At 59.5% G+C, this 18535-nt stretch carries 19 protein-coding genes; 1 reads left to right on the top strand and 18 read right to left on the bottom strand.

Annotated elements, in window-relative coordinates; genetic code table 11:
- Positions 1-175: 175 nt before the first annotated feature.
- The 18 genes from LPA35_RS18885 to LPA35_RS18800 all read right to left on the bottom strand — a co-directional run bounded on the left by LPA35_RS18885 (position 176) and on the right by LPA35_RS18800 (position 17551).
- Positions 176-1180 carry an aldo/keto reductase gene (locus LPA35_RS18885; RefSeq protein WP_228898158.1) on the bottom strand — a complete coding sequence of 335 codons (1005 nt, stop codon included), beginning with the start codon at positions 1178-1180 and terminating at the stop codon, positions 176-178.
- Positions 1177-1863 (bottom strand): nitroreductase, encoded by a 687-nt coding sequence (locus LPA35_RS18880; protein WP_228898156.1) that lies wholly within the window; start codon positions 1861-1863, stop codon positions 1177-1179. Before LPA35_RS18880 ends, LPA35_RS18885 begins: the two co-directional genes overlap by 4 nt.
- Positions 1864-1889: 26 nt before the next feature.
- On the bottom strand, positions 1890-2825 hold the full coding sequence (locus tag LPA35_RS18875) for a nitronate monooxygenase family protein (protein WP_228898155.1): 936 nt from the start codon (positions 2823-2825) through the stop codon (positions 1890-1892).
- Between the two features lie 47 nt (positions 2826-2872).
- Positions 2873-3706 carry an enoyl-CoA hydratase/isomerase family protein gene (locus LPA35_RS18870; protein ID WP_228898153.1) on the bottom strand — a complete coding sequence of 278 codons (834 nt, stop codon included), beginning with the start codon at positions 3704-3706 and terminating at the stop codon, positions 2873-2875.
- Between the two features lie 31 nt (positions 3707-3737).
- Positions 3738-4304, bottom strand: a complete 567-nt coding sequence (locus LPA35_RS18865; protein WP_228898152.1) for a DUF2889 domain-containing protein — start codon at positions 4302-4304, stop codon at positions 3738-3740.
- 124 nt (positions 4305-4428) lie between these two features.
- The gene (locus LPA35_RS18860; protein ID WP_255669854.1) at positions 4429-5634 is read right to left on the bottom strand and encodes a CaiB/BaiF CoA-transferase family protein; all 1206 of its coding nucleotides are present in this window, start codon (positions 5632-5634) and stop codon (positions 4429-4431) included.
- 28 nt (positions 5635-5662) lie between these two features.
- The gene (locus LPA35_RS18855) at positions 5663-6649 is read right to left on the bottom strand and encodes a tripartite tricarboxylate transporter substrate binding protein (protein WP_228898150.1); all 987 of its coding nucleotides are present in this window, start codon (positions 6647-6649) and stop codon (positions 5663-5665) included.
- Positions 6650-6886: 237 nt separating this feature from the next.
- On the bottom strand, positions 6887-7945 hold the full coding sequence (locus LPA35_RS18850) for a dipeptidase (protein WP_228898149.1): 1059 nt from the start codon (positions 7943-7945) through the stop codon (positions 6887-6889).
- A gap of 89 nt (positions 7946-8034) precedes the next feature.
- A complete protein-coding gene (locus LPA35_RS18845) occupies positions 8035-9003 on the bottom strand; it encodes a tripartite tricarboxylate transporter substrate binding protein (protein WP_228898148.1) in 969 nt (322 codons plus the stop codon).
- A 94-nt stretch (positions 9004-9097) separates the two neighbouring features.
- Positions 9098-9817 carry a nitroreductase gene (locus LPA35_RS18840; RefSeq protein WP_228898437.1) on the bottom strand — a complete coding sequence of 240 codons (720 nt, stop codon included), beginning with the start codon at positions 9815-9817 and terminating at the stop codon, positions 9098-9100.
- A 31-nt stretch (positions 9818-9848) separates the two neighbouring features.
- Positions 9849-11048, bottom strand: coding sequence for a CaiB/BaiF CoA-transferase family protein (locus LPA35_RS18835; RefSeq protein ID WP_228898147.1), 1200 nt, complete (start codon positions 11046-11048; stop codon positions 9849-9851).
- Between the two features lie 69 nt (positions 11049-11117).
- Positions 11118-11384, bottom strand: coding sequence for a hypothetical protein (locus LPA35_RS18830; RefSeq protein ID WP_228898146.1), 267 nt, complete (start codon positions 11382-11384; stop codon positions 11118-11120).
- Positions 11385-11423: 39 nt separating this feature from the next.
- On the bottom strand, positions 11424-12215 hold the full coding sequence (locus LPA35_RS18825) for an enoyl-CoA hydratase/isomerase family protein (protein WP_228898143.1): 792 nt from the start codon (positions 12213-12215) through the stop codon (positions 11424-11426).
- Between the two features lie 47 nt (positions 12216-12262).
- Positions 12263-13402 carry an acyl-CoA dehydrogenase family protein gene (locus LPA35_RS18820; protein WP_228898142.1) on the bottom strand — a complete coding sequence of 380 codons (1140 nt, stop codon included), beginning with the start codon at positions 13400-13402 and terminating at the stop codon, positions 12263-12265.
- Positions 13399-14493: an acyl-CoA dehydrogenase family protein gene (locus tag LPA35_RS18815; protein WP_228898136.1), complete on the bottom strand. Its 1095-nt coding sequence runs from the start codon at positions 14491-14493 to the stop codon at positions 13399-13401. Before LPA35_RS18815 ends, LPA35_RS18820 begins: the two co-directional genes overlap by 4 nt.
- Positions 14494-14524: 31 nt before the next feature.
- Complete coding sequence (locus LPA35_RS18810) at positions 14525-15439, bottom strand: SDR family NAD(P)-dependent oxidoreductase (protein ID WP_228898134.1); 915 nt, start codon at positions 15437-15439, stop codon at positions 14525-14527.
- A gap of 60 nt (positions 15440-15499) precedes the next feature.
- Positions 15500-16678, bottom strand: a complete 1179-nt coding sequence (locus LPA35_RS18805; protein ID WP_228898132.1) for a thiolase family protein — start codon at positions 16676-16678, stop codon at positions 15500-15502.
- Between the two features lie 75 nt (positions 16679-16753).
- Entirely contained in the window at positions 16754-17551 is a 798-nt protein-coding gene (locus LPA35_RS18800) for a citryl-CoA lyase (protein ID WP_228898130.1), read from the bottom strand.
- Between the two features lie 188 nt (positions 17552-17739).
- On the opposite strand from LPA35_RS18800, the gene LPA35_RS18795 reads away from it, so the two are divergent.
- Positions 17740-18513, top strand: a complete 774-nt coding sequence (locus LPA35_RS18795; protein WP_228898128.1) for an IclR family transcriptional regulator — start codon at positions 17740-17742, stop codon at positions 18511-18513.
- The last annotated feature ends 22 nt before the right edge of the window (positions 18514-18535 follow it).

Raw genomic sequence — 18535 nt, 5'->3', positions numbered from 1 at the left:
CCGTTGGACTCAAGTGCCCAGATCATGCCCTTGTCTATGGTGATTGAGGCCAAGGCTGCGGCGAATACCTGCTTGCGACGTGTATGCCTACTCCTGGACCGAGCAGGCATTGGATCTCTGAAATTGGTAGTTTCTACACTGAGTGAACGGCCGACTGTAGATTTGAAGGCGAGCGTCAAATGGGCGCCGCATCACCGTAACGGAACTCGTGGGTGATCATCTCCAGCTGGCCCAGAACTTGGTCATCTAACTTCGCATCCCCCGCAAGTAGCACCTGCGATAGCTGGGAAGCCCGACTCACCCCTAAGACCGCGCAGGTAACGCCTCGTTGAGCGAGCAACCAAGCCACCGCCAGCCGTTCAGGAGGCATGCCCACACTCTGAGCGACTTTCATGATCCGACCAACCGCTTCGAACTCTTTTTCATGCCAGTACCGCTGCCTGTAAGCAGCCGCAGTGCTGCCCGCGCCGAAGCGCGTCGCCGCATCAGGCAGCTCCCCATTAAGATACTTTCCCGTCAGCAAGCCACCAGCCAGGGGGTTGTAGCAGAGCGTCGCGAGGTTCTCCGCCTCGCACATGGGGAACAGGTCGCGCTCGCACTGGCGGAACAGCAGGTTATAGCGGGGCTGCACGGTAACGGGCTTCACCAGTCGAAGCGCCTCGCACCGCCCAAGCGCACGCGCTATGCGCCACGCTTCCCAATTGGAGACGCCGACGTAGCGTGCCCGGCCGCTGCGCACGATCGTGTCGATCGCCTCCAGCGTCTCGTCCAAGGGTGTGGCGTGATCGTCTCGATGCAGTTGAAACAGGTCGACGTAATCGGTACCAAGCCTGGCCAAAGACGCGTCGATAGCTCCGAGCAGGTGCTTGCGCGACGTGCCCGCATTCCACGGTAACGGGCCCATCGGGCCTCCGGCCTTCGTCGTAAGAATGAAGCGTTCCCGGCGACCTTTGAGCCATCTGCCGATGATCTCCTCGGTCAAGCCCTTGCGCTCGTCCGGCGCGTCGCTTGGGTAGCGGTTCGCGGTGTCGATGAAGTTGACGCCTGCCTCCGTGGCAGCATCAAGGATTGCGACAGACTCGCTTTCGTCGGCACTGGAGCCGAACGTCATTGTTCCTAAGCACAAGCGCGAGACGTGCAAGCCGGTGTTACCGAGGCGGATCAGATTGCCAGCGCTCATACGTTCTGCTCCTCAAACCCAACAAAAATGCTCGCCTCGGCGACGCTCTTGCGCTCGGAGATCACCGCGTTCGCGGGGAAGGTCTCGTCTGGCCAGCCGAGCGCAATGCTCTTCACGATCACCTGGTCGTCAGCGATGCCGGCATGCTTTCGCACCACTGGCGATTGCATGATGCCCTGGCTGTTGATCACGCAACCTAAACCCCGCGACCAAGCGACGTTCACAAGCGCTGTGGCCACGGCCCCGCAGTCGAAAAATGTATCATCGCTCCCGTCAAGCACGCGGTCGTAGGTGACGATGATGCAGACCGGCGCGTCAAACTGGCGAAAGCCGCGCATGACCCAATCGTGGCGCTTCTCCTTGTCGTCTCGATCGATGCCCATGGCCGAGAAGAGCTGCTTGGCGACTTCGATCTTTCGCTCACGGTGGGCACCTTCAAAAGCTGGGCCGGTTCGAAACTCCCGAGATTGCGGCACACCGGCCAGCATCCTCTCCGTGTTGCCAGTGCGGATGCGGGCCAGCGGCTCGCCGGTGACGACATAGAAGTTCCACGGCTGGGTGTTATTGGACGATGGCGCCTGCATGGCTAGTGCAATGATCTCCATGATCAATGCCTTAGGAACTGGATCAGGCTTGTAGCCCCGGATACTGCGGCGGCCGAGGATGACGTCGTCGAACTCCATGGTGCCCTTCGGTCCTTGGCTGAGCATCACGTCCCGTGGCGCCCGCACGCAGCCTGATATTCACGAACGAGCCGCGCGACCAGCGTGGCGACGTCGGGGATGTCGTCGATGAGATCGATGCCCTGCCCGCCGCTCCAGATGTCCCGCCACGGCCGAATGTCGTTCGGCAAATGATCAAAGCGTTCTGCGCCGGGCTTCGCGAGCGTCTCGATGTCGATCCCGCACCGCAGCAGTGAGGGCTTCAACCAGTTGGCCGACACGCCGGTAACGTTGGGCGTGTAGACCAGGTCTTCCGAGGTCGAGTCGACCAGCATCTGTTTGTAATCGGCGGGCGCATCGGCTTCCTTCGTGGCCACGAAGCGCGTCCCCATGTATGCGTAGTCGGCGCCCAGAACCTCCGCGGCCCGTACACCGGCACCCGTCGAGATGCCTCCTGCCATCACCAAGGGTCCCTTGAACGTCGTGCGGATTTTTTCAATCAAGGTCAGATGCGACAGAAGCCCAGAATGGCCTCCGCCGCCCAGACCAATGGCGATTAGACCGTCGACTCCCTGGCCGATCGCTTTCTTCGCGAACTCCACACTGATGACATCGTGGAACACGCCCATGCTCTTCCCATGCGCGACGCGCACGACCTCGCGCGGCCCGCCGCCCACACTGATGACAGTCTCCACGCCGTAGCGACCTGCAAGCGTCAACGTCTCCTCGAGTTCAGCCTTGGGCAGCTTTGCGGAGACATTGACCACGAGCGGTCCCACCTTGGTGAAACGAATCAGCGCCTCCTTACGCGCGGCTTGGATCGCATCCAGCCATTCCTCGAATTGCTCAAGAGTCCTTGCGTTGTGGCGCGGCAAAACACCCACCAGTCCTGCAAGGCAAGCTTCCCGCACCAGGTTGGGCCCGGTGACGAGGAACATGGGTGCGCAGATGGCGGGAATCGAAAGGCTGGAGCGGTCGAACATGGCTGATATGTTTTTTGTGCTGGTGAGGGAATTGGATGGGCAGTTCGTTATTTCGGCTGCGTCGGCTTGCGCCAGTTCCGCTCACTGAAGCCCGTGAACAAGAGCGGCGATTTGCCGACGAAACGCTGAACAGCATCAGCGTGGTAATCGGTGCCGATAGCGACGGCCTGAGCGAGCGCTTCGGCCTGCGCCATCGCCGTCTGGCTCGACTCGAAGGTCTGATTGAGCAGCTGCTTCGTAAGCCCCACAGCGGCCATGGACGCCAGCTTCATCTTGCGTGCAAGCTCGGTGGCGGCTTCGATGGCTTCGCCTTCGGGCACCAGGTCGTAGACGATTCCCATCGCCTTGGCCTCTTCGGCACCCAGGGCCCGCGCCGAGAACATCAGTTCCTTCGCGCGCTGCAATCCCACGATGCGAGGCAGCATGAAGAGGATGGACGTGTCCGGCACCAGTCCCATGCGGCCGAACGCTGCACAGAAGCTCGTCTTCGGCGTCGCAATGATGAAGTCGGCGGCCAGCGCGATGCTGAACCCAGCCCCAAAAGCAGGCCCGTCAACCGCCGCGATGACGGGCATCTCAAGCTTGAGTAGGTCACGAAACCAGTCCTGGATGTCCGTCATGCGGCTGTGAATCATCTGGCTCGTCTTCTTCGTGGCCATACCCTTCACGTCACCGCCGCCGCAGAAGGCGCCGCCGCGCCCACTGATCACCAAGGCCCTGACATCGAGTTCCTTGTGGTCGATCCCCTTGCGCAAGCGTCTGATGACGTCAGCGATCTCCACCCGCATCACGTCATCGAGCGCGTTCTTGGCCTCAGGCCGGTTCAAATACAAAAACGCGATACCGTCATCTATGTTGAATTCGATTGCTTCATAAGTCATGAAATTGCCTCAGCGTTTGATGGGAAGGCAGTCAGATCGACGTCTCAGGCTTCTCGCGCTGCAGGCGTGGCAACAGGCGAATAACCACCTCGCGTTTGGCCGCAAACGCATAACAGCTGTCCACATGAAATCGGCGTTGCGCGTCCTTTTCAGGATCGTCACTTGAGACAATTCGTAGCGGCGCGATGCCTTGCAGCACGGTCGTGGCCATCGGACCCAACAGCTCCACGATGTGCGTGCAGGACGCCACTCCTCCAAGTAGTTCGCGTACGCGCTTGTTCCAGCCGGCCCCGATGCTGAGACCCACAAGCTCCCGCAGCGCGTTTGCTGCCTCAGGGCAGATGTCGAAAGGCGTCGCCGACATCTTTGCATCCGCAGCGTGAAGCTGGAGTTCAGAGTCAACGACGAGGCGAACTGTGATGTCGTGCAGGGGGTGCCCTGGCGGAGCGTCTTCTTCAGCCAGCAAGCGACGAAACGGGTGCGTTTTGGTGTCGACCAAACGGCCTTCGACTTCGAACAGGCCGTCACTGCGACGGTAAAAACGCATGTCTACGCCACGGTTGTGCAATTCCTCGCGGGTCACTGCATCTGTACTCATGAAGGTCTCCGGCCTTTGATTGACGATAGACATCCGGTCCACCGGTCAAAGTTTAATGAGGCGAGTACAGCGGCGCGCCCCATGCGTCCACAATGTGAACGGCTCGAGGAAAAAAGAGGAAGCTCTATGGCGCAGCACCACTGGTCCATGGCGGGTGGCTTTGCCCCGTTTTCGTAAAACCGGTAAGGGCATCCAACCCAGACAATTCTGTCCGGCCTTGCATCGTCCGCAATACCGTTTTCTCGAGCACGATGGGATTGCGAATTCCGAATCCGTCCGTCGTCGACTGGATGGCGCCGACCTCCTGTGTCAACTTCTCATTTGTCACCGCTGCATAGTCTTTTACGAGCCCAGCAAGTAGACCGTGAGCCTGCAGAAGCGAGACCCACTCGGCAGCCCCTCGCGCAGCCAACCTCTTCTCGATCATGGCTGTCAACGCGGCACGATTGAGAACCTTCAGCGGCCCCGTTAAGAAGCGCGGGTCCTCAAGCAGTTCCGGCGCTTCAATCAAGGCCACGAATTTTTGCCAATGCGCATCGATATAGGCGGAGATAACCACTTCTCCATCAGCGCATCGAAATGAATCCGCCGGTGCGGACAGCGGCGCACTGTTACCGCTTCGTTCAGGTTGCACACCTGTCATCAAGTATTCGACAATTGGACCAGTCTGCAGGTGAAGCGCCACGTCGTACAGGCTGACACGGACCACCTCGCCTCGGCCCGTGCGCTCGCGCCGCAACAGCGAGGCCAGGATCCCGTGGCATAGAGCGTGTCCGCATGCCGCATCCACCACCGTAAAGCCAACCTTCGTAGCAGGCTGCCCGGGAAATCCTGTGGTGGACATCATGCCGCTCTCGGCTTGTACGACCATGTCTACGCCACCAAGTTTTGCTCCAATTTCACCGCGCCCAAAACCGGAGACGGATGCATAAACGAGCCTGGGATTTCGGGCCAGCAACGTGTCAGCCCCCAAACCCAGACGCTCCATGACGCCTGGGCGCGCGGATTCGATAAATACGTCGGCCTCCTCAATGAGCCGAAAAACCTGCTCACGACCAGCTTCGGTGCGAATATCAAGCTGCGCGATGCGCTTGCCGCGGTTGTAGCCCACAAAGACCGGTGACTCAGCCATTGAGGCCGCAGCCGCAGAACGTAGTTTTCGGCACGTGTCGCCAGAAGGTGGCTCCAGTTTGAGGACATCGGCCCCATAGTCCGCGAGCAACAGGGCTGCCGATGGCCCAGCGATCATCTGGGCAAGCTCGACCACTCGAAATCCCTCAAGCGGTCGCTGCTCGCTCGAATCTTGCAGCCCCGCGCCATGCGAAGACATTGACGAAGGTGAATTTCTCATCACGGGGTCACTCGATGACAGTCCCGGACTTTATTATGATCGGCCCCCATTTATCAATTTCCGCCTTCACAAACTTGCGGAAATCCTCGGCATTCAATTTATTGGAAGCTCCTCCAAGCCTTACGATTTGCGCTAACACGCTCGGATCAGTCAAGCTTTCGGAGACTGTGGAAGACAGCTTTTGAACTACCGTCTCAGGCGTCCCTTTTGGTGCCATCAAGCCCTGCCACGAATAGGCCTCGAACCCGGGAAATCCAAGCTCGGCTACTGTTCGAATATCAGGAAGCGCGGGCGCTCGTGATGGACTCGTCACCGCCAAAGCCCTCAGCTTTCCGCTGGCAATATGCGGCAAAGCTGACGGCAAATTGTCGAAAATAGAATCTACCTGTCCTCCCATGACGTCTGTTAATGCAGGCGCACTACCAGGATAAGGGATATGCAGCATTTCGACTTTTGCCATTGTTTTAAAGAGCTCGCCCGCCAAGTGCTGAGAAGAGCCACTGCTTCCAGAAGCAAACGTCAGCTTGCCTGGGTTTTTTCTAGCGAAATTCAGGTAGTCATCAAACGTTTTAAACGGCGAAGACGCTGAGACAACGAGCACATTCGGAACAATTGCAATTCCGGCAATCGGAACAAGATCTTTCTGGATATCAAACGAAAGATTTTTGTAAGCGGTGACATTCGTCGCATTCGCCACAGTTGCTAGCAACAATGTGTAGCCATCGGAAGCCGCTCGCGCAACTGATGCCGTGCCGATATTGCTGCTGGCTCCTGGTCGGTTGTCAACAACAAAAGATTGGCCGAGACGAGCAGCTAATTCTTTCGCCATGAGTCGACCCATCATGTCAGTGGTTCCACCGGCAGGAAATCCCACAACAAGACGCACGGATCGATCTGGATAACTGTCTTGCGCAGATGCAGGCAGAACCTGCCACGCAGTTGCGCCAGTAACCGCGAAGCAAAAATTTCGTCTGGCAATCATCGATGTCTCCATCACAGGTGAGGTAGAGATGCAGAGCATCCCCAAAATTCTTGGAGGAAATCCATTTATCCACATTGTGATAATTTCGTATTAACCCCCGCGTTCAATTTCGACGCAGCCGCATCGGCAGTACTGTTGACCGGTCTTGATGAAAGATCCGGACTGGTTCTGGATCAAATATGCGGAACAATTGGTGATGCACGTGCCGTTGCGGGACTCAGCACAGTTCTTTGGAGCCAACAGAATGGGTCATCCCACCGCAGCGCGAAAGATGCGCGTGTAATTGCCCCCGGCAATCTTTCCGGCCTCTTCCGCCGTAAAACCCCCGCGCAACATTGCAGCGATGAGGTTGACCCACTGCGAATAGTCTTGCAACACGCCAGGGGCGACCTGTTGATCGGTCCCTACGCAGACATGGTCCACTCCTATGACATCGGCCATCTCCTTCAGTCCCTCGACGTATTTGTCGAGGTCAGGAAAGATGGCCCAGATCCCGATGACGCCGCCGGTATCTGCGATCGCCCTCGCATGATCCGGGCTCACGCACCGGGCCGCCAATCGGGTCGATGCCATGGCCCTTGAACCGGCGAGCGCTGTATGGGATAGCAGCAGCGGCTTGGAGGAGACTTTCGCCGCCGTCTTGGCCATTTTTTCGGAGGCATGCGCAACATCAACGATCATTCCCAACCGATGGCACTCGCGGATCACCTCGGCGCCGAATTCGGTCAACCCGTCGTGCGTCACCACGCCCATCTGAAAGTCACCAATATCGTTGGGGGTGAAATGAACAAGCTGAGCAGAGCGGATGCCGCGCTGGTGGGCTTCTTGCAGCCGCTCCAGTTGGCCTTCCATGAAGTCCAGGCCCTCAACGCCCCCGATCACCGACGGCTGACCTGCAGCGTGGGCCGATTCAAGATCGGCTGCCGTCAGTGCGCGCTGCAAGCCATGGTGCGCCACCAACTCGTCAGCCCAGGCGAGGCGTTCAAGATGGTGTCGATAGAGCTCACCCGGCCTCGGCAAGCGCGTGAGGCAGGCGACCCCGGCTGCATTCCTGCCAAGAAGAGGCTCGTCCGGGATTTCCGACAGGCACACGGCAGCAAGGGAGCCGGCTCGCATCCCGGCGGCAAGGCTGCCGTTGGGCGGCGCCGGAGAGTAGATACCCTGCGGACCGCCATGCGTGTGGACATCCACCGAGATGGATCTGCGCAGAACCTCAAGCGCTTTTGCACCATCCTCGGCGACCCTGGCAGCATCGGTTGAGCCGTGGGGTCCAACACCGCCACTCACCACGGCATGCACCGACGCCATCTGCGTGCTCCAGATCGAATGACGGCAAGAGGTGCCAAAGGTATGAAAATGACCACAGCACATAGCTTGTCAGGCGGTAACGGGCGGACTTAGCCGGGCTTGGCGCCGGAGATGTCGACCATCCGCTTCCATTTTGCAAATTCGCTCTGCATATTGCCGCGCATCTTGGCCGAGTCTTGCAGATCCATCACGTAGCCCAGCCTATCGGCTACTTCCTTGAACTCTGGCGTACTAGCGGCCTCAAGCATGATTCGCGAGATTTCCGAGACTGTGGCTGCTGGCGTTCCGGCACGCGTGACCGCGAATATGGGCGAGGTCACATCGTAGCCGCGCAGACCAGACTCATCCAAAGTAGGAACATTGCCGAGTGCCGGGACGCGTTTTGGGGTCGTGACGGCCAGGGCACGCAACTTTCCAGCTTGGATCATCGACATTGCTGTCGAGGTGCCGGTGAGTCCCATTTGAAGTTGCCCACCTATCACATCAGTCATCACTTGCGAGGCATCTTTATAGGGTATGTGAACGATGTCAGCTCCTGCCATGTGCCCGAATTGAGCGCCCGCCATGTGGGTGGGCGAGCCGACACCCGCCGAAGCAAAGCTAATCGTTCCAGGCTTGCGCTTGGCTTCGCTGATGAGGTCCTGAATCGTCTTGAACGGTGAATTTGTCGCCACTACGACTGCAAATCCGCCCTGAACGAATTGGGCGACTGGAACCAAGTCGTTTACGGGATCAAACGGCAATTTCGTGTAAAGGTAAGGGTAGGTGAAATGAGCACTCGTGGTTATCAGGATCACCGTACCGTCCGGCGGCGCCTTGGCGGCAAAGTCCGTCGCAATCTGGCCACCGGAGCCGGCCTTGTTTTCAACCACGACTGGGGAGTTCCACTGCTTCGCCATGTAAGACGCGAAGAAGCGTCCCAACACGTCAGTGCCTGGGCCAGGCGAATTCGGAACAATCACCTTGATGGTCTGTGACGTGAATGGCGCCGCCATGGCGAAGGGCGGCAATGCGAACGCGGCCAGGCCAAATTGGGCAAATTGACGACGAGAAATCATGTTGTCTCCAGTTATAAAAATTGAACCGACACTCTAGAAATTCCAAGAGACCTGCACTAGCCACATATCCATAATGTGGTCAGAGGCGCGTCAATCAGACCCAGTGCGTGAAGCTCTCCACCGTCTCTCGCGGCGTCCTGTATGCGTTCACTGGCGCTGACTCGTCTGCATAGCCAAGCGCCATGCCACAAACCAACATTTCACTAGGACTCGCGCCGACTAGCGGCATCACAATTTTTGCGTAGTTGTTCCACGCCGCTTGGGGGCATGTGTGCAGGCCAAAGGCGCGTGCCGCCAGCATTAATGTCTGCAAGAACATGCCGTAATCGATGAGAGAGCCTCGGCCCATCACACGGTCGATTGAGAACATGAGGCCCACGGGCGCGTCGAACAACCGATAGTTCCGCTGTGTCTGCGCGTGCATCTTGTCCTTGTCGCCCTTACCAATTCCGAGAGCACCGTACAGGCCCCAACCGTTGTCACGCCGCCTGTCGATGTAGGGCGAGATCCAAGTGGCTGGGTAGTAGCCGGCCACCTCTCCGTATTCGGCGGCAAGTGCGGGATCGGCCTGCGTCGCATCGTGCGCAGCACACACCTTCTCGACAAGTTCATCACGGCGCTCCCCCTGCAGCACATACACCCTCCACGGCTGGGTGTTCGTGCTGGACGCCGAGCAACTCGCGACCCGCAGAATCTCATCGATTTGATGGCGCGCGACGGGTTTGTCGCGCAAGAACGCTCGGCAGGAGAAGCGACTCTCGATTGCCGAGAGCACGCTCGCTGAATCCTGAATGACTGTCTTTACCTGGGACATGGTCATTGGTGCCTCCATGGAGTTCACTCCCTCAGACTGTGCCCGCTTGGCGCAGCTCGGCAATCTGCTCAGCCGAGAGCCCCACCAATTCACGCAGTATCTCGTCGGTGTGCGCACCCAGAGCGGGCGCCGGCTTGATCTGCGGCGACGGTGTCCCACTGAAGCGGGGCTGTACAGCGGGCATTTTCAGTTCACCGATCTTCGGGTGCTCGACGCTGGCGATGCTGCCCCTGGCTTCGTAGTGCGGATCGGCAACAATGTCCTTGATCGAGTAGATCAAGGAGTAAGCGAGACCCTTCTCTTCGAGGATGCTGCACACCTCCAGCACCGGCAGCGACTTGATCCATGCGGCGACGATGACGTTGAGCTCTTCAACGCAAGTCGTTCGTTTCGCGTGGGTCGAATAGCGCTCTTCCCGGCCCAGGGCCGGAATCACTTCGCACAAGCGGCCGAACATGCGGTCGTTGGACACGGTCATAACGATGTAACGTCCGTCGCAGGTTTCGAAATGGTCTCCCGGGGCTGCAGCGAAGTGCAGGTTGCCAGTGCGCTCGCGCGGTAGCCCCATCTTCTCGTACGCCGTCACCATCACGTCGGTGAAGCGGAACACCGTCTCGTACAACGAGAGATCGATCTGCTGACCTTCGCCACCGCGGGTATCGCGGTGGTAAAGCGCCACCATGATTCCGTAAGCGCCAAACAACGCGGTCGAGTAGTCCGCCATCGCCGTACCCAGCTTGACCGGCGCGCGGTCCGGATAGCCTGTAGCATTCAGCGTGCCGCCCATGGCAAGGGCAATTCGGTCGTATCCTGCGCGACTTGCGTAAGGGCCGGTCTGACCGTAGCCGGACACACTCAGCATCACGAGCCTTGGATTCACCTGCTTCAGGTGTTCCCACGACAGGTTCCATTTGCCCAGGATCCCGGGGCGGAAGTTCTCCACGAGCACATCCGCGTGCTTCAACATTTCCTTCAGGATCCGCTGACCTTCTGGATGGTGCAGATCGAGTGTCACGGACTTTTTATTGCGCCCCTCGACGTTCCACCAAAGACTCTCGCCTTCCACCGCCGGTCCGATGTGGCGCAGTGAGTCGCCTCGGCCCGGCTGCTCGATCTTGATGACGTCAGCGCCCAAGTCTGCAAGCAGAGTCGCGGCTACCGGTCCCGCCACCATTGTGCCGATATCGATCACACGCACGCCGGTCAGCGGCCCTTTGTCTTTCGGTTCCATACTATTAAATCCTTTAGTCGTCGGTATCAGTCGAACTGCCTCAAGCCAGGGCGGCGGGAGAAGACTGCGCTAGCTCAGTCGTCCCTTCGCCCGGACAAGGTTGACAACACGTCCCCACTTCGCCTGCTCCTGGTTCTGAAAGCGGACAGCGTCGGCAGGGGCCCCGGGGAGCGGCTCAAGTCCTTTGGCACGCATGGTGGAGGCATGCTTCGGGTCGCGCAGGTAGGCATCTTTTCCCTGCGCGCTAATCAACGCCGGAAGAAATGACGTGCCGCTCAGAGTCCGCAAAATAAGGTTCATTGCATCCCGCCGGACGCATTCCCAGTTAGTCTTCACAGTTGTCTCCTTCTTATTGGTGTCTCAAGTGAAGTAGGACTATTTGCCCGTGAACTGCGGAGGGCGCTTTTCCTTGAAGGCCGCCAGCCCTTCAATGCGATCCGCCGAGAAGTGGTGCAAGTTGCTCAGGGCGCGCTCGTAGCGCAACCCGACGGACACCGGCTGGTCCAGCGCGTCGTTGAGAGCCTGCTTCATGCGGCCCAACACGAGCGGGCTCTTGGTCCCGAGCTTCTTGGCCAGCGCGGTCACAGAGTTGATGAAGTCAGCATCAGCGACAACCATGTTGACAAGGCCAAGCGCCTTCCATTCGCTGGCCGGATGCATGTCGCCCGTGAACATCAGGAGCTTTGCGTTGTTCAGTCCCACCTTTCTGGGCAAGCGCACGGTGGCGCCTGCGCCAGGAAACAGGGCGTAATTCGAATGAGCATCGCCAATCCGGGCTGACTCGGTGGCGACAACGATGTCACAGGCGAGCACGAGCTCCAATCCACCGGCGACCGTAATGCCGTTGAGCGCGGCGATGACTGGCTTCGTCGAAGCCTCGATCAGTTCGGTTAGCGCGCCGATGGCCTTCACGAACTCGGCGCCACTTTCGGGACGGCTCCTGGCGGGATCCTTCAGGTCAGCGCCAGCGCAGAAGGCGCGGCCTTCGCCTGTCAGAACAATGACGCGGACTTCTGGGTCGCTCTGAGCATCTTCGATCGCTTGCGTCAATGCGCTGACGAGCGAAAGTGTCAGTGAGTTCAACGCCTGCGGTCGATTTAGCTTCAACCACAGTACGGCATCGCCCTGTTGTCGAATAAGTTCTTCTGTATTGATTGCAGTTTCCACTTGCGGCCTTTCGGAATATCTGTCTGTGAGTTGGATCAGGGGGCTGCTTACCGAAGTCCAAGGGACTTGGCGACTATGCCGCGCAGCACTTCCTTCGTGCCGCCGCGGATCGTGCAGGAGGGTGCATGGAGGATGACGTTGGCCAACGCCGCGCTGTACCCGTCGTTCGACCCAGGTTCAGGCTCGGTCGGCAGAACCAACCGAAGGGTTTCGGGAATTTCTTGCTCGAAGCAAGTACCGAGGTCCTTGAGCAGGGCAGCGTGCAAAGCAGCGTCCTGCTCTTCGGTGATCATGGTGGCGATCGAGCGCGACATACGACGCAGCGTCGACAGATGAGCGACCAACCGCCCCACCGTACGGGCTCCTTCCACAGATGGCTGCTGTTTGAGGGCGGTGACAAATTCCTCGACAGCGCCCATGTGGGACATGAACCGGTCAGGCCCGCTTCGCTCGAATGTCAACTCGCTCGTGACCTGCTGCCAGCCTTGGCCTTCAACGCCAATGAGGGCATCGTCAGAGAGGAATACGTCCTGAAAATGGACTTCGTTGAAGTCGTCGTCTCCGGCGATGTTGACGATGGACCGGCATGTGACGCCGGGTGTCTTCATGTCGACCAGGAACTGGCTCAAGCCGGCCTGGCGCACTTCACTGGTAGGCGCCGTACGGCACAGCAAGACCATGTAGTGTGTGCGGTGCGCGCTCGACGTCCAAATCTTGGCACCGTTCACGCGCCAGCCTCCGTCGACTTTGATGGCCCGGGTGCGTACTGATGCAAGATCCGAACCTGAGTCCGGTTCGCTCAAACCGATGCAGAAGTAGCACGTACCGGCGGCGATCCTGGGGATGATCTCTTCGCGCTGACGCTCATTGCCGAAACGTAGCAGCAGCGGCCCGCTCTGGCGCTCGGCCACCGCATGCGCAAAGATCGGCGCGCGAACGGCAAGCAGTTCTTCCAGAACGACGAGACGCTCCACCAGTCCGTACCCACCGCCGCCATAGCGCTTGGGAAAGCCCATGCCGATCCAGCCGCGCTTTCCAAGGGCTTCGCTGAAGGCGGGATCGAAGCCGCTGAAGGCAGCAGCGCCGTGCCGGTTGCCGTGCCAGCCGTCGATGAACTCGCGCACTTCGGCCCGCAACCGCTCACCGATCTCGGACGGCTGCGGACGCGCAAAAGAAAGATAGTTCATCGTGCTGCTCCTGCCTTTTCTTCGACTGCCGCAGCAGTGGTGGGCGCCGCCATCGGCACCATGGCGCGCCAGAGGGACTGCCCGGCGTCACCGACCAGGATGCGCTCACCCAGCTCACGCGACCAGAAAGCCTCGTTACCGCACTCGTCTCGCCAGGACCACAGCCGCTTGGTGAACTGGTGCAGTTCGTGCTCTTCGGTGAAGCCAATGGCGCCGAACACCTGGTGCGCGATTGCACAAGCCTGGCTTGCTGCTTCACCGGTTCGGATCTTGGCGCTGGGAGCCGCAATGCTTTGCGTAAGGGGCACTCCCGCCCCGCCCAGCCATTCGTCGATCGCATCGCTGCCAGCCTCGGCAGCTGCACGCGCGGCTGCTGCCTGCGTCGCAAGAAGGGCAATGTTCTGCTGCACCGCCTGAAACTTGCCGATCGGTCGTCCGAACTGAACGCGCAGGTTGGCGTACTCGACTGAAAGAGCGAGAGCGCGACCGATAGCTCCCGCCATGAGTGCACTGCGCAGGATGGCCGCAAGGGAAAGCAACTCGCGCGCATCGAAGGGCGCATTGACCACAGCCTGCGGCACCACGCCGTCAAGTACCAACGTGTCGCGCGGCTCGCCGGCGAGATTGCGGCCGGGTGTGATGGATACGCCAGCCGTTTCGCGGGCTACCACGATCAGCTGCGCGGCCGTGCCTGCGCCGACGATGAAAGCGACATGCGTGCAGAACTCACCCCATGGCACACGGCAAAGCTTGCCACTCACCCGTTTGCCGTCGTATCCCATGCCCACTCGGATCTCATCGGGCCGCACTGATGACGCTATGGTCGGCGTGCCCGCCCCCTCAACACCGGCATGGTCCAACAGCCAGTGTCCGACCATCGCCTCGGCCAGCGGAACAGCCGCAGCATGTTCGCCGGCGAGCGACAGCAGCCCACAGGCGTCTGCCCAGCTAACGCCAGCGCCGCCCTTGCTTTCGGCCAACAAGGCTTTGTCAAATCCGGACTCCTGCAGAACTGCCCACAGATTCTGGGGCTTGTCCGAGAATATCCGCAACGCCGCTTCATGCAGCATGTCACGCGTGTCATCACTCATCGCTAGTCTCCTGATGGTGGAATATGTCCCGTCAAACGGGGTCCCAGGTAAAGACATCCCGCGAGTTGTCCAGCGGGAAGAACGATGGCTTCATCATGGGCAGTGCGACTTCAAGGCAGGTGTCGACGGTCCAGCCCTCGCTGCGGTGGGCGGTGCGGATCGGGCGCGGCTGCGAAAACAAGTAGATCTCGTTGCTGCGAACGCCAAAGATCTGCCCGGTCACGCTAGCGGCTTCGTCGGTCAACAGCGCGCAGGTGAACGGCGCGATCTTGGCCACCTCCATGCGCTGGTTAACCAGCGTGCGTGCCATTCCCTCGGGCGTGTCGGTCGGGATCGAGCTCACCATGCGGGTGAACGCGAAGGGCGCAATACAGTTGGACCGCACGTGAAAGCGAGCCATGTCCAGCGCAATGGACTTCGACAAACCGACAACGCCCATCTTTGCGGCGGAATAGTTGGCTTGCGCAAAATTCCCGATCAGCCCCGAAGTTGAGGTCATGTGCACTATGGAACCCGACTCCTGACTCTTGAAGTGCGGCGCCACGGCGCGGGCCACATTGAAACAGCCCTTCAGGTGCACCTTCACCACTGCGTCGAAGTTTTCCTCCGACATCTTGTGAAAAATGCCGTCACGTAGATTACCGGCGTTATTCACCAGACCGTCGACCCGTCCGTACAAATCGAGTGCTTGCGTCACGATCTGTTGCGCCGAATTCCACTCGGCCACGCTGTCAGTGTTTGCGGTGGCCTCGCCGCCTGCAGCACGGATTTGATCAACCGTTTCCTGAGCCGGCCCAGCGCTGCCGCCGACGCCGTCCATGCTCACGCCTAAGTCGTTCACGACCACCCTCGCGCCCTGGCGCGCCGCTTCCAGCGCGATTTCCTTCCCTACTCCGGCACCTGCGCCGGTCACCACAATTACCTTGCCCAGCAGTCGCTGTGTCATGTCAGTCTCCAGATGTTTGTATCAATCGTGTGGATATGCGCGTGAGGATCACCCACCGACTTAGGCAGTGAGGATGGTCACCACCGCTGCGGCCGAGTCACCGCCGACCTGACCGCCCGAGTTCTGAGCCAATCCGACCTTGGCTGCCGGGCGCTGACGTTCGCCAGCCTCGCCGCGCAGTTGTTGCGCCAACTCGAAAATCTGAGCCGTGCCGGTAGCCCCAATGGGATGACCCCGGCTGATCAATCCACCGCTTGGATTGATTGAGACCTTTCCTCCAAGGCCTGTTGCACCGCTTCGAAGCAAGTGGACTGCTTCACCGGGTGCGCAAAGCTGCAAGGTTTCGCAATTGATCAGCTCGCTAGGCGCAGCCCCATCGTGCACCTCGACAACATGGACGTCGCGCGGATCGATTGACGCCGCTTCATAAGCAGCCTTGGAGGCACGGGCCGAAGCGTTTGGTCCTTCCGTATTTGCCGAGCCTGAAACCAATGTAGAAGCCGCCACCCATACCGGTCGGATGCCCGTCAGTTGCGCAGCAACGCGGCTCGAACACAGGATGATTGCAGCTGCACCGTCGCCAATCGACGAGCACATCGGAAGCGTCAACGGGGTGCTGATCATGCGAGCCGCCAGCACCTCTTCAACGGTTGTAGGCTTGCGGAACTGGGCAAATGGATTGAGGGACGCTGCATGCCGGCTCTTGACCACGATCTGGGCAATGTCAGCCGACGTCACACCCGTCGCTTCCATGTAGCGGCGCGTTCTTTCTGCGTAGATGTCCATGAAGATCGAACCGCTACCCGATCCAATGTGGTCGGGCAGCTTCTCTTCCATGTCCACCGCGGCTCCAAATGCGGCGAAAGACACCGCCTTGTCGGCGTGGGACAGCTTTTCAGCACCGACGACCAGGACGATGTCCGCTTGCCCGGCTTGCACGCACTGCCACGCCAGATGGAATGCGGTACTGCCCGTGGCACATGCGTTCTCGGTGTTGATCATCGGCTTGCCCATGAGCCCGGTGAATCTCAATGCCGCCTGGGCGCGGACCATTTCCTGGCCGGTGACGAGACCCGCCGCAGCGTTACCGAAGTAGACGCGGTCAACCCGGTCGGCGGTAATGCCGGCATCTTCCAGTGCGTTCTTTACCGCCTCCTCAGAAAGACTTCTGACCGAGCGATCGAGAAACTTTCCGAAAGAAGTCATGCCGATGCCAGCGATTGCGACGCGAGCGGTCATATGTCTCTCCAATTCATGCAAGTTTGAAAAAGGAAGCCGCAGCCAGGTTGCGGCGGCTTGGGATAGAACGATCCGTCAAATGGCGGGGCCGTCGTTGGTCCGGCGGGCGGGGCCGTCGTACTCAACCTGGTCCAGCGTGATCTGGCGCCAACCGGGCTCGCGCACCGACTCTTCGAAGGCGTGGGCGAACAAACCCGCCGTGCGTGGCACGACGATGAAGGCGCGTGCTAGCCGCCAGTCGATGCCAAGATCCGAGATGATTGCTCCGACCGCCGCGTCGATGTTGGCCAGCAGCGGCCGGTTCTTCTTCTTGATCAGCGCCTTCTCCAGCTCGCGGGTCATTCGGATGTGGTCACCCGCAAGCCCGTACTCTTCAGCCAGTGCGAACAGCCTCTTGCCGCGTGGATCGCCCTCGGGATGCTGTGGATGCCCGAAGCCATCTAACCTCTTGTGCTTGCTGACGTACTCGATTGCCACATCTTCATAGCTGCGTCCACTGGCGGCGGCATCGGACACCAGCTCCTGGATGTAGCGCGAGAACTCTTCGCCCGCGCCGCCATGCACGTCGCCGAACATCATGGCGCCAGCTGCCACCGAGCACTGGATCGGCACGCCGGCTGCCTGCACAAAACGTGTGACCGTTGACGACGGCGAGATGCCATGGTCCGCCACCGAGATGAACATCGCATTGATGATCTTCGCCTCGTTGCCCTTGGGCAGCTCGCCCTTGTAGAGCAGATAGACCATCGCTCCGAAGTCGATCTTGCCGACGAGATCCGTGAGGACGTCGTAGCCCCTGACCAGAGTACCTTCGTGCGGTGAGGGGTCAGCGATAGCGGTACGCCAGTATTTGCGGTCAGCCGTTTTGGTCATTCATTGCTCCGTGCAGAGGGGTATGGGCAATCGAGATAGGTCCCGAACTTGCGAGGACAAATCGTAATTCCGTGATTTGCGAAGCAATAGATAGACGTCCACAATATGGATATTTTTGAAATTTCAACGCCTAAAACATGGGGTTTCTACGGCTATCGAACCATTCACGTCCACACTATGATCAAAATATGATTCAAACGGATGGACGCGGGACGCAGAGCATTGACCGCACGGTTGGGGTTTTGAAGCATGTGGTTGCCAACGGCTCTCACGGATTGACAGTGGCCGATCTCGTGGCGCTCAGCGGCCTTGAACGCCCCACCATGCATCGGATAGTCCAGGCCCTGGAGAGGCAAGGGCTGTTGAAAAGACCCGAGGGTTCGAAGCGCTATGTGTTGGGCGACTACTGCCGCCAGATGGCGGCTGCTTTTGCTGACCGTGCAGACTTGAGGACGGTGTGTGAACCGGTCCTGAGGGGCGTTTCGGAGGACACCGGAAACAGTGCCTTTCTAATTGGCCGCATGGGTTTTGAGTCAATCTGTCTGGCACGTGTAATTGGCTCCTACCCAGTTCAAGTCCTCACCGTCAACGTCGGTAGCAGACAACCCCTGGGGACGGGAGCAGGAGGACTGGCCATTCTGTCGACACTGTCGGATACCGAACGAAATGAGTGCATCCGGGCAAACGCGAAGCGCATCGGTAGTTATGGGTCGCTGACCGAATCGACACTGCGCGCTCTCATTCGCTCAACCCAGGGCCGCGGACACGCCATCATCGGCCACTACAGCGTGCCTGGCGTCATTGGGATAGGAGTGGCAATGCGCAATGCGACCGGAGTAGTTATGGGCGCGATCACAACAGCTTCAATCGATAACCGAATGTCCAGGGAAGACCAACAGATTGCCGCTGCCTCCATAAAGAAGCACATTGCGCGCATTCAGCCATCGTTAGACATTCTTTGAGTCAATGTGGCACGGATGTCTG

This window comes from Acidovorax sp. Leaf73 (assembly GCF_916855635.1).
GTDB lineage: Bacteria > Pseudomonadota > Gammaproteobacteria > Burkholderiales > Burkholderiaceae_C > Acidovorax > Acidovorax facilis.
The sequence above is the reverse complement of the archived record's forward strand: the minus strand, read 5'-3'. Positions and strand labels throughout refer to the sequence as shown.

Coding starts and splice junctions, on each gene's coding strand:
- LPA35_RS18885 (WP_228898158.1), bottom strand. CDS start 1,180: ATGAGCGCTGGCAATCTGATCCGCCTCGGTAACACCGGCTTGCACGTC.
- LPA35_RS18880 (WP_228898156.1), bottom strand. CDS start 1,863: ATGGAGTTCGACGACGTCATCCTCGGCCGCCGCAGTATCCGGGGCTAC.
- LPA35_RS18845 (WP_228898148.1), bottom strand. CDS start 9,003: ATGATTTCTCGTCGTCAATTTGCCCAATTTGGCCTGGCCGCGTTCGCA.
- LPA35_RS18850 (WP_228898149.1), bottom strand. CDS start 7,945: ATGGCGTCGGTGCATGCCGTGGTGAGTGGCGGTGTTGGACCCCACGGC.
- LPA35_RS18805 (WP_228898132.1), bottom strand. CDS start 16,678: ATGACCGCTCGCGTCGCAATCGCTGGCATCGGCATGACTTCTTTCGGA.
- LPA35_RS18855 (WP_228898150.1), bottom strand. CDS start 6,649: ATGGAGACATCGATGATTGCCAGACGAAATTTTTGCTTCGCGGTTACT.
- LPA35_RS18835 (WP_228898147.1), bottom strand. CDS start 11,048: ATGGAACCGAAAGACAAAGGGCCGCTGACCGGCGTGCGTGTGATCGAT.
- LPA35_RS18810 (WP_228898134.1), bottom strand. CDS start 15,439: ATGACACAGCGACTGCTGGGCAAGGTAATTGTGGTGACCGGCGCAGGT.
- LPA35_RS18860 (WP_255669854.1), bottom strand. CDS start 5,634: ATGTCTTCGCATGGCGCGGGGCTGCAAGATTCGAGCGAGCAGCGACCG.
- LPA35_RS18800 (WP_228898130.1), bottom strand. CDS start 17,551: ATGACCAAAACGGCTGACCGCAAATACTGGCGTACCGCTATCGCTGAC.
- LPA35_RS18820 (WP_228898142.1), bottom strand. CDS start 13,402: ATGAACTATCTTTCTTTTGCGCGTCCGCAGCCGTCCGAGATCGGTGAG.
- LPA35_RS18840 (WP_228898437.1), bottom strand. CDS start 9,817: ATGTCCCAGGTAAAGACAGTCATTCAGGATTCAGCGAGCGTGCTCTCG.
- LPA35_RS18875 (WP_228898155.1), bottom strand. CDS start 2,825: ATGTTCGACCGCTCCAGCCTTTCGATTCCCGCCATCTGCGCACCCATG.
- LPA35_RS18795 (WP_228898128.1), top strand. CDS start 17,740: ATGATTCAAACGGATGGACGCGGGACGCAGAGCATTGACCGCACGGTT.
- LPA35_RS18815 (WP_228898136.1), bottom strand. CDS start 14,493: ATGAGTGATGACACGCGTGACATGCTGCATGAAGCGGCGTTGCGGATA.
- LPA35_RS18870 (WP_228898153.1), bottom strand. CDS start 3,706: ATGACTTATGAAGCAATCGAATTCAACATAGATGACGGTATCGCGTTT.
- LPA35_RS18865 (WP_228898152.1), bottom strand. CDS start 4,304: ATGAGTACAGATGCAGTGACCCGCGAGGAATTGCACAACCGTGGCGTA.